This is a genomic window from Tateyamaria sp. Alg231-49, assembly GCF_900143535.1.
Lineage (GTDB): Bacteria > Pseudomonadota > Alphaproteobacteria > Rhodobacterales > Rhodobacteraceae > Tateyamaria.
Genome location: NZ_FRFA01000007.1, coordinates 249,358 through 262,851 on the forward strand (window position 1 = coordinate 249,358; position 13,494 = coordinate 262,851).

Consider the following 13,494-nt stretch of genomic DNA (forward strand, 5'->3'; position numbering starts at 1 on the left):
TGCTTGTGTCTGCGTCACACCTGACACAAAGGTTAACAGAATCGCGCCAAATGCGATTAAACGCACCTTCTCAAATTGGAAATAATCCCGGCCCATATCGTAAACAATCCTCAATTGCCCTTGTTTTGTTAACAATAGCGAGCGTTGGACCTTTACGCATTATCAAACTTTTAGCTTGGACTCTTTGAGCGCATTTGCTTATAACTAAGTCACTGCTCGATAGGTTTCTTGCCTGTATGAAACCTGCCTCAATAACTTAACGCCAGCTTCGTGCTGGCGTTTTTTTTTGTTCGAATTTGTGTCAGTGCAGAACACGATCACCAAAAGAATATGTGGCGTTGATCCCGAATCTGATGGCGCAGGTGAACGATTGGCATGCTTCAACCAATGCTTACTTGGGTGGCTGCGTCGGGTCCTTGCCATTCGGATAAACGAGCCCCGCCGAGATCACCAGTTTGGCTGCATCCTCGACACTCATATCCAGTTCGATCACGTCTTCGGCAGGGAAGAACAGCAAAAATCCAGAGGTCGGGTTTGGTGTCGTGGGCACAAAGATGCTGCGCAGCTCACCTGTATTACCAGCGCGCTCGCTGACCTCGCCTTTGGCGGTCGTTGAAATAAAGCCGATAGCCCAGATGCCCTTGCGCGGATACTCGATCAGGCAAGCCTTTTCGAAGGACCTTTCGGACTGCGCAAACACCGTTTCCGAGATTTGTTTGATGCCCGAATAGATAGAACGCACCACTGGCGTGCGCTCAACAAGACTTTCGGCCCATCGGATCAGCGACCGTCCGATATAGCCTTTGGCGATCCAGCCGATAAAAATGGTGAACAGCAAAAAGACGATGACACCGACGCCGCGCACGTTGACGCGTATCCAATCCGGGTTGGGAATGATCACGCCGTCCTGATTGATCATCCGCGGATTGCCGAGCCAGTAATTCACAATCGAATCCGGCTGCCAGACATTTGGCACCAACGGCCAGACAAAGCCGTCGATCCATCCGATCACCGTCCAGATCAGCCAGATCGTCAGGCCCACCGGAGCGATAACCACCAATCCGGTCAGAAACGAGGCCCGCAATCTGGACAACAGACCGGGGCGGCGGGGTTTTTCAGGATCGAAAGGGGTGTTCATGTGCGTCCCGCGACTGGTTCGTGGGATACGTAGGGGAAGGCAGAGGGCACTACAATGGTTGCGCCCCGGCTTTGTGCCTGTGGATCAGGCATTATGGGTCACGTTGCCTAATTGCGTGGCAATTTCGGCGCCGAGCCGCGCGTTGTTACGGACAAGCGCAATATTGGCGGTCAGGGACTGTCCGTCTGTCAGTTCGAAAATTCGTTGCAGCAGGTAGGGGGTAACTGCCTTGCCTGTGATGCCATGGGTGTCCGCATCCTGCGTCGCCTGTGCGATGATCGGGGCGAGGGTGGCGCGGTCGATTTCAGCCTCATGAGGGATCGGGTTGGCCACCAGTTGTCCGCCGGGAATCTCCATGTCGCGGCGCATGGCATGTGCTTTTGCGATGCTTTTCGCACTGTCCATGCGCAACGGCGCGGCGATACCTGCACTGCGCGACCAAAAGGCGGGCATGTCGTCCTGGCCATAGGCGATCACGGGCACGCCTTGGGTTTCCAGCACTTCGAGGGTTTTGGGGATATCGAGGATCGCCTTGGCACCGGCCGCAATGACGGTAACCGGGGTCTGGGCCAGTTCCAGCAAATCGGCCGAGATATCAAACGTGCCTTCGGCACCTTTGTGCACGCCGCCGATGCCGCCTGTGGCAAAAACTTCGATCCCCGCAAGCCGGGCAGCGATCATGGTTGCGGCAACGGTGGTCGCGCCTGTCCCGCCTGTGGCGATGCAGGCGGCCATATCTGCGCGCGACAGTTTGGCGACATTGCGGGCCTGTGCCAGCGCTTCCAACTGTCCATCGTCCAGACCGATGTGCAACGTGCCTTCAATCACGGCCATGGTGGCGGGTTCAGCCCCATGCGCGCGGACGTCCGCTTCGACCTGCCGGGCGACCTCAAGGTTTTGAGGATAAGGCATTCCGTGGGTGATGATGGTGCTTTCCAGTGCCACAAGTGGCGTGCCTGCCGCCTGAGCGGCGGCCACGGCGGGCGCGCGGGTCAAAGAAATCATATGGGCGTTTTTCCCGAAACATAGATTGAAGCGGCCTCTAGAGCGCGCATGAGGGACATTTCACGCGATGCTCCGCGCACTTCGGCTGCGATATGGGCGGCCATAAAGGTATCGCCCGCACCGGTGACGCGGGTCACATCGGCTTTGGGCGGTGTTTGAGATATCAATCCATCGCGGGAGCCCTCGGTGGCGTTGTTGCCGCCATCCGTGACCAGTACCCGCTGTGCGCCTGCATCCAGCATCGCCTCGGCGCCCTCAAAGGAGTTGGTTACGCTGCGCCCGCTCAATGTCCCGGCCTCTTCGAGGTTGACATAAAGTGTGCCGCGTTTGTGAGCCAAAAACGGGGCCAGCCGGTCGGCCTTGCCGGGGGATGCGGGTGCGATGCGCAGGTCCGCACCGACAAGGATTGGACTGGTGGCGATCTCGGTCAGCAAGTCCACGGTCAGGTTCCCGTCCAGCGCAACAAGGCCCATGTAGGGCGCGTCCTGCGTTGCCAGCCTGCCATCGATGAGGGGGCTCAGGATCTTGTCCCCGGCACTTTCAAGAGAATGGGCGTCAGCCACGGCTGCGATCAGCCCATTGGCGCCTTCGATCGCCATATACTGATCGGTGGGCAGATCAACAGATCGATGGACAAGGTCGGTGATCAGGCCGCGCGCCTCGCAGGCGGCAATCAGTTCGTCGCCCGCCGCATCGCGCCCAACTGCGGTTAACAGGGCCGGGGTCAGGCCCGTGCGCGCAAGTGTCATCGCGATGTTCAGAGCCACTCCGCCGGGGATACGCTCTATGCGACCCGCGTTATCAGACCCAACGCGCATGGCGACGGGAGCGCGGGCGATCATGTCCCAAAGGACCGATCCGATACAAAGGATGTCAGCGGCTTTGCTCATGCGACCCTTGTGCCGCTGTGTGCGCTTAGAGGCAAGCCGAACTAGCGCGCGGGCACGCCGAAGGTGAGGGCCGCCCAGAACGTGTCCCAAACCGCCGCATCGTCGTCCAAGATCGGCTCCAATACAACTGCGTCAAACAGGTAGTCGTGACCGGGTTGCACAGAAATTGTCACCCGGCCGTTCTGGTCGGTGCGATGCAGACTGACTTGTACCTCGCCGGACGGCGCGCGATCAAACACTTCGACCTGAGCATCAGAGCGCGGGGTACCAAGGTAAAGCACCTGCACCCGCATTTGACCGTCAAAACCGGGCGCGTAAGGGTTGGTGAGCGCTACGAACTCGGTTTTGAGTCCAAGCGCTTGGTCCGTTCCTTCGCCGTTACCCACACCGATCAGCGCCTTGGCGTGGCGTGTATAGCGTTCCTTAAAGGGGGGCGGCGGAAAGCCATTTGCGCTGTGGCGCGCGGCCATGTCCGGGAAATCCTTGTGATCTGCAAATTTTTGAAACTTGTCCCACTCTTTGTAATTCACAAAAGAGGGCGTGGTTTCGTGTACGATGGTGACCAGACCTTCGCCCGGCGCGGGTTGATCAAATGCCGGTCGATCGCCCATGCGGCCCTGCACATTGGCCCCTTTGTTGCCCTGGATCACGTCAAAACGTGAAAAGCTGCGGGTGAAATATGACAGTGTCGTGCCCTCAAAAACTTGGCCGTTCTTTAGGTTTGCAACGATATTTTCGCCGGGGGCGACTTGATACCTGTCCGCTTCGATCCAGAACTCATGTGCAGTTGCACTGCTTGCGAAAATCGCGCACCAGAAGATCAGCACAAATGGGGAGAGTTTCATGACATCAGCCTTGTTCAGTATTGCCAGAAAGCTGCGGCTTTGGGGGGTGATGTCAAGCCTTTGGGCTTTGCTTTGCGTCAGTATGGCGAGCGCTCACGAAGTTGTGCCCACCATTGCCGACCTGACGGTGGCGGACGGGTCAGTGACGTTTGAGATGCGCGTGAACATCGAAGCGCAATTGTCCGGCATAAATCTGGACGAGGTGGAAGATACGGATGAGGCAGAAAACGCGAATGATTACGATACATTACGCGCGCTTTCTAATGCAGATATCACTGCCCGCGCACCTGACTTGATCAGGACATGGGATGCAACACCGTTGTTGAGCGCCGGGGGCGTTCAATTGATGCTGACATTGGACCGCGTGGTTGTGCCGGATGTGACTGACGGCGAATTGCCGCGCATCTCAGATTTGGTTGTCATGGCAACCCTGCCGGAAGGTGTGTCCGCGATAGAAGTCACATGGCCGGAGGGCGCGGGCGATCTGGTCGTACGCCAGCAGGGAGTTGATGAACCCTACACCGGCTTGATCGACGGCGGTGGCACGTCCGGGCCAATCTCGCTGGCAGGCGGAGACGCAGCGACGGGCTGGCAGGCCTTCGGTACATACATCCCGGTCGGCTTTGACCACATCTTGCCCAAGGGTCTGGATCACATCCTGTTCGTGCTGGGCTTGTTCTTCCTGTCCACGCAGCTTGGTCCACTGCTTTGGCAAGTGTCAGCCTTTACGCTGGCGCACACAGTAACACTCGCGCTGGGGGCCTTGGGCCATGTCAGCGTACCGGGCAGTATCGTTGAGCCTCTGATCGCGGCCTCCATTGTATATGTTGCTGTCGAAAACATCTTTTCGCGCGGGCTTACCCCTTGGCGTCCGGCGGTTGTTTTCGGATTTGGCCTGCTCCATGGCCTCGGTTTCGCCTCGGTGTTGGGCGAGTTTGGCCTGCCAGAGGGGCAATTTATTCCAGCTCTTATAGGCTTCAACGTGGGGGTCGAACTTGGGCAACTGGCAGTGATTGCCATGGCAGCGACTGCGCTTTGGCTTGGGTGTCGGGCTGCTGTGGCAGCGCGGCTGACAGGAGTTGAAGAACTGGTGGCGGAATACCCTGTCATGTTCCGTGCATGGTCCATGACAGGATCGTTGATTATCGCAGGTATTGCTGTCTATTGGGTGATCGAGCGGACGCTGTTGTAAATGCGGAGGTTGGGGGTCACCCCGCCTTACGCGATCGGTGCAGTTAGAGCCGCAAAGGCGGCAACCGGATCATCCGCTGTCCAGATTTCTTCGCCGATGGCAAAGAAATCCGTGATTGGGGCAAGCCGGGCAATGCTTTCCTTGCTCAAACCACCCTCTGCCACCACAGGTACTTCGACCACATCGGACCACCATTGAAACAGATCATCTTCGGCTGCAGCAACATCGCCAAATGGCGTGATGGGACCGAAGGCGACGTAATCCGCGCCAGCCTCACCAGCGGACAGCCCGTCATGGCGTGACGCTCCGCAATAGCTGCCCACGATGGCGTCAGGGCCAAGCGCCTTGCGGGCATCGCGCACCGACTGTTTGGCATTGGACAAGTGTACACCATCAAGACCCAGCCGTTCGGCCAGACCAGTGTGATCTGTGACCACGATTGCAACGTCGCGTGCATGCGCCACTGCGCGGCACGCGTCGGCTGCACGGGCAATGCGGTCTTCGTCATGGGTGGCTAGCGACAATCGCATGCAGGCAATGTCATAGGCATCGAGAACGCTGGCCAATTGATCGGGAAATGTCGACAGGTCGAACACCGGCGGAGTCAGCAGGTACAGCTGCGGTTGCTCGGGGCCTTGCTCGGGCTCACTCATCTTGGTCGTCCTTTTGCTTTGGGCGTTCTCTAGCGGATTGATGTGCAGAAGAAAACTTTTATGCCTCCGTCAGGTGTTTATTTGGCGAGATGAAGGGATTGCGCGCCCGGCTTTGGTCGCGGTAGATGCGCGCCATGACACCAACCTTTGTGCTGACACGGCCCCAGATGGGCGAAAACATTGGGGCCGCGGCCCGTGCGATGCTGAATTTCGGCGTGGACCGGATGCGTATTGTGGCACCGCGCGACGGATGGCCCAATCCGGCGGCTGTGGCGATGGCCAGCGGTGCCGGGCGCGTTCTGGATGCAGCGACAGTGCACGATGATCTGGCGGGATCGCTGAGCGACTGCACCTACGTCTACGCCACAACGGCACGCCAACGGGATCTGACCAAGTCCGTCCTCAGCCCGGAGGCGGCAATGCAAGACGCGGCCGCGCGCATTGCGGACGGCCAGCATGTCGCTGTCCTTTTTGGCCCAGAACGTTCTGGCTTGGAAAACGAAGACATCGCGCAGGCCAATGCGCTGATCTCTGTCCCGGTGAACCCTGAGTTTCCGTCGCTGAACCTTGCACAATGCGTGCTGCTTGTGGGGTATGAATGGATGCGCGCCGCCGGAGACGTGACGGCGGTCACCACTGAAATGGCCGGAACAGACTGGGCAACGGGTGATGAGGTCGAGCACCTTGCGCGTCACTTTGAAGAGCGGCTGGAAGAGGCGGGCTTTTTCTTTCCTGACCACAAGGCTGCCAGTATGAAGATCAATCTGCGCAACATGTGGAGCCGAATGCCGCTTACCCGCGCGGATGTGCAGACCCTGCACGGCACACTGCGTCAGATGGTCCGCTGGGCACAGGCGCGCTGACGCTGGACGTCTGTGGGTCGCGACCTTACGTTGCGCGGCGAACGTGAGACATGAGGGCCGTGAATGGCAAAGAACCGCAGCATTTTCGAAGAGGTTGAAACGACTGAAAAACAGGTCGTGGAAACCGGTGTGATTGATCGTGGACGCGGGGGGGCACGTGGTGCGATCCGCGTCTGGCTGATTATGCTGTTTACGCTTGTCGTAGTGATGATTGCAGTGGGGGGGCTGACCCGGTTGACGGACAGCGGCCTTTCGATCACCGAATGGCGCCCGTTTACAGGTGCGATACCGCCCATGAGTGCTGCGGATTGGGACTCCGAGTTCGCCAAATATCAGGCGATCGATGAATTCCGCATCCAGAACAGTTGGATGGAACTCTCTGATTTTAAGGTGATTTACTGGTGGGAATGGGGCCATCGCCAACTGGGTCGGGTTATTGGCGTGGTCTGGGCCATCGGGTTCTTTTGGTTCCTGTTGCGCCGCAAGATACCCACTGGTTGGACACCGTCGCTGCTGGGGCTGGGTGTGCTGGGCGGACTGCAAGGTGCCATTGGCTGGTGGATGGTTGCCAGCGGCGTGACGTCTGGCGAAGGCATGGTGGATGTTGCGAGCTATCGCCTCGCGACGCATCTGGGCCTCGCTTTTGTCATTCTGGGCCTGCTTGCGTGGTACATCTACCACATGGGCCGAGCTGAGCGGGACTTGATGCAGGCGCGCCGGGACAAGGAGGCCAAGCTGTTTTCGATGTCTACGGGCCTTATGCACTTTGCGTTTCTGCAAATCCTGATTGGGGCGCTGGTGGCTGGGATTGATGCCGGGCGCAGCTATACCGACTGGCCCTTGATGGGAGGGCAGGTGTTTCCGGCCTCTGCGTTCATCTTTGAGCCGTGGTGGCGCAACCTGTTTGAAAGCCCGGGACTGGTGCAGTTCGTTCACCGCGTGTCGGGTTATCTGTTGGCGATCTTTACCGTGGTTGTGTGGATGCGCGGGCGGCGGTCGGCACATCCCAACACGAGATTTGCGTTCAATGCGGTGATGGCGGCGATGGCGCTGCAAATCGCGCTTGGGATTGTAACTGTTGTGTACGGTGCACCGTGGCAGGTCGCTATTATGCACCAACTTCTGGCCGTCGTCCTGTGGGCATTGATCTTGCGGGCGCGGTTTCTGGCGGCCTATCCGCTTGCCACGTCTCTTCGAGGAAAAATAGCATGAACGCTTATGCAGACCTGATGGCTTTTGAACATGACACGCAGGCGCTTGGGCAGATTGCCGGGCGGCTCGGTTGGGATCAAGAAACCATGATGCCCCACGGCGCGCGCGACCAACGGGGCGAAGAGATGGCAGCCATCGAAAAAGTGCTTCATGCCCGCCGCACAGACCCTCGCGTCGGCGATTGGTTGGCTGGTATCGATGCGGCGAGTCTGGACGCTGTAGGGCAGGCGCAACTGCGCGAGATTCGGCGCAATTTCGAGCGTGCGAGCAAGGTGCCTGCCGATCTGGCGGCGGCCTTGGCCCGCCAGACGTCGCTTGCGCATGGAGTTTGGGCTGAGGCGCGTGCAAATGACGATGTTGCCGCCTTTCTGCCCGCCTTGAGCGAAGTAATCGACCTCAAACGTGAAGAAGGAGTGGCCCTTGCCGCAGGCGGCGATGTCTATGACGCGATGCTGGCAGATTATGAACCTGGAACGACGGCTGCCGATCTGGATGCGATGTTTGGCGCTTTGCGTCCTGAACTGGCCGACTTGCGCGCTGCCATCCTTGAACGCGACGAACCTGCTGGCGTGCGCGGGCCATTCGACGAAGCCGCGCAACTGCGCCTGAGTGAAACGCTTGCGGGCGCCTTTGGCTACGATGTCAAAAACGGGCGGATCGACAAGGCCGTGCACCCGTTTTCGTCCGGCTCTGGCCTTGATGTGCGGATCACGACGCGCACCAACGCAAATGATCCGTTCAACTGCTTTTACTCGACCATCCATGAGGTCGGCCATGCCTGTTACGAACAGAACATCGACCGCGACTATTTGCTGACCCCATTAGGTCAGGGGGTATCGATGGGCGTGCATGAAAGCCAAAGCCGGATTTATGAAAACCAACTGGGGCGCAGCCGTACCTTTACCGGGTGGCTTTTTGGACAGATGCGGGACGCGTTCGGCGACTTTGGGATCGCGGACGAAAACGGGTTTTACGCCGCCGTAAACCGCGTTTCAAACGGGTACATCCGTACCGAAGCAGATGAAGTTCAGTACAATTTGCATGTTCTGTTGCGCTTTGATCTGGAACGCGCATTGATGTCCGGTGATCTCCTTGTGGGTGATCTTGAAGCCGCATGGAACGATCGCTTTGCAGCTGATTTTGGGTATCAGGTCGACAAACCATCAAACGGGGTTTTGCAAGATGTGCATTGGTCCGAAGGGCTGTTTGGGTACTTCCCAACGTATAGCCTTGGCAATGTTTATGCCGGGTGCCTGAATGAAGCGCTGCGTGTGGCGGTTCCAGATCTGGACGCGCAATTGGCGCGTGGCGATACGTCAGCGGCAACGGGATGGTTAAAGCAAAACTTGCAACGCCACGGTGGGCTGTATCAACCGCGCGACGTGATCACACGTGCGTGTGGGCAGGCACCCGACCCGGCGCCATTGCTGACCTACCTCAAGGATAAGTTCAGCGGTATTTATGCGCTGTAAAGCATCGTTTCGGTCGGAGATGGCCAAACTGGGACATCTGACAGACTGGTTATGCGCGCATTCTCTGTGCAGACCTTGGCACGGTTTCTGATCGTTACGGTGGCTGACCACCAGTGCATCTGCCGTGTGAAACTGTGCGCGTAGGCGTGCGACGGCTCGGAACTATTCCGCGCGCGCCAGTTGGGCAATTTCATCGGTCGCGTCCTGAACTTTGGTCGCCACCGATTTGACCTGAGACGCGACCACGGCAAATCCTTTGCCTACATCACCTGCGCGGGCAGCCTCGATTGCTGCGTTGATGGCCAACATCTTGGTCTGGGTAGAGAAATCACCAATCGATTTCGATATGCTCATGATCTTCTTGTTGTTTTCGGCGGTGAGTTTCTGGCGCTCCTGCCTGTTCTGGGCCTCCATAGCTTCGAAATAGCCGCTCATCGATACGCATGCATCGCTTTGAAGCCCACGATGCAACGCGTTGAACATCGCCTCGTCTACCTTGCCGCTGCCGGCGGCATGGCGGGCAAGACACAAGGCGCCTTCGCGGTGATAGATGACGTAGCACATCAGATATTTGTCAAAGGCGACCCCTTTTTCCATCAAAAGCTGCGTGGTTGTGCGCTGCGTCTCGATGTATTGGGGCGAGAACCGCCCCTGAAGGATGTTTTCGAATTTGATGCGACCGCGTTCAATCTGTTCGCGCGTCACCGCTTCGGGCCGCGTACCAATCAGAAAGCCGTAGATATCGCGCATGATGCGATCGAGCTCAGGCTCGATCAGTATCCAGACTTTTGAACCCGCTGCACGCTGCGACGGCGTCCATTGGTCTTCAAGGATTTTGATATCCATCATACGCCCTACAATCGGTTGTCCTCCTTTCACTATCGCAACGAGTGATAATGAGAGGTTACCGATGGGCAGAAAGTCTGCGCGTGAACCGCGCGCAGGAATGACGCGAACAGAAATGCAGTGGCTCAGTCACTACAGGAACTGTCGCGATCAACTTGGACCAATTACGTTATTCAGCGTCCTCGGTGTCTTCGCCCTGGTCTGCAATCCAGGCAACGCTAACAACCACTTCGCCCTTGCCGGTGTCGAACACTTTGACGCCGCCTGCGCTTCGTGAGCGGAAGCTGATGCCTTCGATCGGCACGCGGATGGACTGGCCTTTTGACGTGGCAAGCATGATCTGATCGTCCATTTCGACCGGGAACGACGCCACGATCTGGCCGCCACGCATCGCCTTGTCCATGGCGGCAACGCCCATGCCGCCGCGCCCACGCACTGGATAGTCATGGCTGGACGACAGTTTGCCAGAGCCTTTAGCCGTGACGGTCAGGATCAGGTTTTCGGCCGCTGACATCTCTGCATAGCGAGCCGGATCAATGGTCGCATTTGCATCCGTTTCTTCCTCATCTGATACATCAGCATCGTCTGCCAAGCCCGCGACAGCTCTGCGCATTTTCAGATAGGCAGCGCGCTCGTCGCTGGTGGCATCAAAGTGACGGATGATCGACATAGAGACCACTTTGTCCGACCCGGACAACTTGACGCCGCGCACCCCAACCGAACTGCGCGAGTTGAACACACGCACGTCGGTGGCCGGAAAACGGATCGCCCGGCCCGAATTAGTGATCAGCATAACATCGTCGTCGTTTGAGGCGATGCGTGCATTGATCAGCGTCGTGTCGGCGTGCTCATCCTCGAACTTCATCGCGATCTTGCCATTGGACTTCACATTGGTGAAGTCCGACAACTTGTTGCGTCGCACCGTTCCGGCGGAAGTGGCAAAGACAACTTGCAGGTCGTCCCATTCCTTTTCATCGCGATCTACTGGCATGATGGCTGCAATGCTGACGCCCGTAGGGATGGGTAGGATATTGACGATGGCCTTGCCTTTGGATGTGCGACCGCCTTGCGGCAAGCGCCATGTTTTGAGTTTGTAGACCATGCCGTCTGTCGTGAAGAACAACAGTTGCGTGTGTGTGTTCGCCACAAAGAGGGTGGTTATCACGTCCTCTTCTTTGGTCTGCATACCGCTGACGCCCTTGCCGCCGCGTTTTTGACTACGGAAGTCGGCCAGAGGGGTACGTTTGATATAGCCGCCCGAGGTGACGGTCACGACCATATCCTCGCGCTCGATCAGGTCTTCGTCTTCCATGTCGCCGGACCAGTCGACAATCTCGGTGCGGCGGGGAACGGCAAACAATTCTTTGGTTTCAGAGAGTTCAGCGGCGATGATCGCCATGATCCGCTCGCGGCTGCCAAGAATTTCGAGGTATTCCTTGATCTTGGCCGCCAGTTCTTCCAGTTCGTCCGTAACTTCCTTTACGCCAATCTGAGTGAGGCGTTGCAGGCGCAGTTCCAAAATGGCGCGGGCTTGGGTTTCGGACAGGTTATAGGTGCCGTCCTCGTTCGCGGTATGGGTCGGATCGTCGATCAACGCGATGTAGGGCAGGATGTCGCTGGCCGGCCAGCGGCGCTCCATCAACTTCGCGCGCGCCTCGGCGGCGTCAGCGGAGGAGCGGATCGTGGCGACAACTTCGTCGATATTGGTGACGGCAACGGCCAGACCACACAGGATGTGACTGCGCTCGCGTGCCTTGCGCAACTCAAACGCAGTGCGGCGCGCAACGACTTCCTCGCGAAAATCGATGAACGAAGTCAGGAAGCGGCGCAAAGTGAGCTGCTCGGGCCGTCCGCCGTTCAAGGCTAGCATGTTGCAGCCGAAATAGACCTGCATGGGCGTAAAGCGGAACAACTGGTTCAAAACCACTTCCGCCGTTGCATCTCGTTTCAATTCAACGACGACACGCACGCCGTTGCGGTCGGATTCGTCCTGAACGTGGGCGATGCCCTCGATCTTTTTGTCGCGCGCGGCCTCTGCGATCCGTTCGATCATCGTGGCCTTGTTTACTTGATAGGGAATCTCATCAATAACAATGGCGTAACGGTCTTTCCTAATCTCTTCGACACGCGTCTTCGAGCGGATGATGACGCTGCCGCGTCCCTCGAGATAGGCCTTTCTTGCGCCAGAACGGCCCAGAAGGATGCCGCCCGTCGGAAAGTCCGGGCCGGGGATGTAGTCGATCAGCTGTTCAGAGGACAAATCAGGGTCTTCGATCAGCGCAAGGCACGCATCGACGACTTCGCCCAAGTTGTGGGGCGGGATGTTGGTTGCCATGCCCACAGCAATACCGCCGGCGCCATTGACCAGCATATTTGGAAAGCGGGCGGGCAGGACGGTTGGTTCGCGGTCTTTGCCGTCATAGTTGTCCTGAAAGTCGACTGTATCCTTGTCGATATCGGCCAGAACATAAGCGGCAGGCTTGTCCATGCGTACTTCGGTATAGCGCATAGCCGCCGGGTTATCGCCGTCCATCGAACCAAAGTTGCCCTGACCATCCAGCAACGGCAGGGACATCGAGAAATCCTGCGCCATGCGCACCAGCGCGTCGTAAATCGCGGAATCCCCATGGGGGTGATATTTCCCCATGACGTCGCCAACAGGGCGAGCCGACTTGCGATAGGATTTGTCGTGGGAATTTCCGGTCTCGAACATCGCATAAAGGATGCGGCGGTGCACAGGTTTTAGGCCATCGCGCAAATCCGGAATCGCGCGGCTGACAATGACGGACATCGCATAGTCCAGATAGGACGTGCGCATCTCGTGCTCGATAGACACAGAGGGGCCATCATAGGCGGGCCGTTCTGGCGTCATTTCATCATCATTATCAGGGGGTTGCGGCGTGTCGGTCACGTGGTTCTGCCCAATCTTTGCGTCACTCTACATCTTGGGGGACAACCTATCAGAAAGCACAGATAATGTGCAACGCCTGAGCGCACGCGCTGTTAGCAGTCTTGGCAATAGGCTGCTAAAATATTGTTTTTGTTGCTTATTAATCTTTGTCGCGCTCAACTGAACGCAGAAAAGAAAACAGAGGTACAAAATGGAGCAAAATGAAACGGAACTGATGTTGAAGGGATATGGGCTGACGACGGCTGAAATCTTTTACCGCATGCCGGACTTTACCCATGTCCTGAACACCTTTGTCTGGCAGGACTATGACATTGCGCCGGATCATCCGCGTTTGCTGAAATTCATCGATTTTTGGAAGGCCGAGATTGAAGGGCCGCTACATTCGGTGCGGTTTACGCACCGCAAGATGATGTCATGCGGGGAATGGCGCAATGTGACCGGAGAGTTCACGGTGCACTAAGGCGCTC

The 13,494-nt window shown here is 57.7% G+C and carries 12 protein-coding genes; 5 read left to right on the forward strand and 7 right to left on the reverse strand.

Annotated elements, in window-relative coordinates:
• Positions 1–391 precede the first annotated feature (391 nt).
• From DHN60_RS13210 to DHN60_RS13225, 4 genes are all read right to left on the reverse strand, one after another.
• Positions 392–1,138, reverse strand: a complete 747-nt coding sequence (locus DHN60_RS13210) for a DUF502 domain-containing protein (RefSeq protein WP_108837773.1) — start codon at positions 1,136–1,138, stop codon at positions 392–394.
• 84 nt (positions 1,139–1,222) lie between these two features.
• The gene (locus DHN60_RS13215) at positions 1,223–2,143 is read right to left on the reverse strand and encodes a pseudouridine-5'-phosphate glycosidase (protein ID WP_108837774.1); all 921 of its coding nucleotides are present in this window, start codon (positions 2,141–2,143) and stop codon (positions 1,223–1,225) included.
• Positions 2,140–3,033, reverse strand: a complete 894-nt coding sequence (locus DHN60_RS13220; protein ID WP_108837775.1) for a PfkB family carbohydrate kinase — start codon at positions 3,031–3,033, stop codon at positions 2,140–2,142. Before DHN60_RS13220 ends, DHN60_RS13215 begins: the two co-directional genes overlap by 4 nt.
• Before the next feature lie 41 nt (positions 3,034–3,074).
• A complete protein-coding gene (locus DHN60_RS13225; RefSeq protein WP_108837776.1) occupies positions 3,075–3,878 on the reverse strand; it encodes a DUF4198 domain-containing protein in 804 nt (267 codons plus the stop codon).
• Between DHN60_RS13225 and DHN60_RS13230 the strand changes: the two genes are divergently transcribed.
• The gene (locus tag DHN60_RS13230) at positions 3,877–5,070 is read left to right on the forward strand and encodes a HupE/UreJ family protein (protein ID WP_108837777.1); all 1,194 of its coding nucleotides are present in this window, start codon (positions 3,877–3,879) and stop codon (positions 5,068–5,070) included. The genes DHN60_RS13225 and DHN60_RS13230 overlap by 2 nt on opposite strands.
• A 26-nt stretch (positions 5,071–5,096) precedes the next feature.
• Here the strand turns inward: DHN60_RS13230 and DHN60_RS13235 are convergent, their stop codons facing one another.
• The gene (locus DHN60_RS13235; RefSeq protein ID WP_108837778.1) at positions 5,097–5,723 is read right to left on the reverse strand and encodes a thiamine phosphate synthase; all 627 of its coding nucleotides are present in this window, start codon (positions 5,721–5,723) and stop codon (positions 5,097–5,099) included.
• A gap of 134 nt (positions 5,724–5,857) precedes the next feature.
• Here DHN60_RS13235 and DHN60_RS13240 point away from each other — a divergent pair, with 134 nt between their 5' ends.
• From DHN60_RS13240 to DHN60_RS13250, 3 genes are all read left to right on the forward strand, one after another.
• Positions 5,858–6,586, forward strand: a complete 729-nt coding sequence (locus DHN60_RS13240; protein ID WP_234423635.1) for an RNA methyltransferase — start codon at positions 5,858–5,860, stop codon at positions 6,584–6,586.
• 63 nt (positions 6,587–6,649) lie between these two features.
• Positions 6,650–7,798 carry a heme A synthase gene (ctaA, locus tag DHN60_RS13245; protein ID WP_108837780.1) on the forward strand — a complete coding sequence of 383 codons (1,149 nt, stop codon included), beginning with the start codon at positions 6,650–6,652 and terminating at the stop codon, positions 7,796–7,798.
• Positions 7,795–9,270: a carboxypeptidase M32 gene (locus DHN60_RS13250; RefSeq protein ID WP_108837781.1), complete on the forward strand. Its 1,476-nt coding sequence runs from the start codon at positions 7,795–7,797 to the stop codon at positions 9,268–9,270. The genes ctaA and DHN60_RS13250 overlap by 4 nt, the downstream gene beginning before the upstream one ends.
• A gap of 162 nt (positions 9,271–9,432) precedes the next feature.
• Here DHN60_RS13250 and DHN60_RS22900 read toward each other — a convergent pair whose 3' ends face one another.
• The gene (locus DHN60_RS22900) at positions 9,433–10,119 is read right to left on the reverse strand and encodes a methyl-accepting chemotaxis protein (protein ID WP_108837782.1); all 687 of its coding nucleotides are present in this window, start codon (positions 10,117–10,119) and stop codon (positions 9,433–9,435) included.
• 166 nt (positions 10,120–10,285) lie between these two features.
• A complete protein-coding gene (gene gyrA, locus DHN60_RS13260; protein ID WP_108837829.1) occupies positions 10,286–12,988 on the reverse strand; it encodes a DNA gyrase subunit A in 2,703 nt (900 codons plus the stop codon).
• A 229-nt stretch (positions 12,989–13,217) separates the two neighbouring features.
• Here gyrA and DHN60_RS13265 point away from each other — a divergent pair, with 229 nt between their 5' ends.
• The gene (locus DHN60_RS13265; RefSeq protein ID WP_108837783.1) at positions 13,218–13,487 is read left to right on the forward strand and encodes an usg protein; all 270 of its coding nucleotides are present in this window, start codon (positions 13,218–13,220) and stop codon (positions 13,485–13,487) included.
• Positions 13,488–13,494 lie beyond the last annotated feature (7 nt).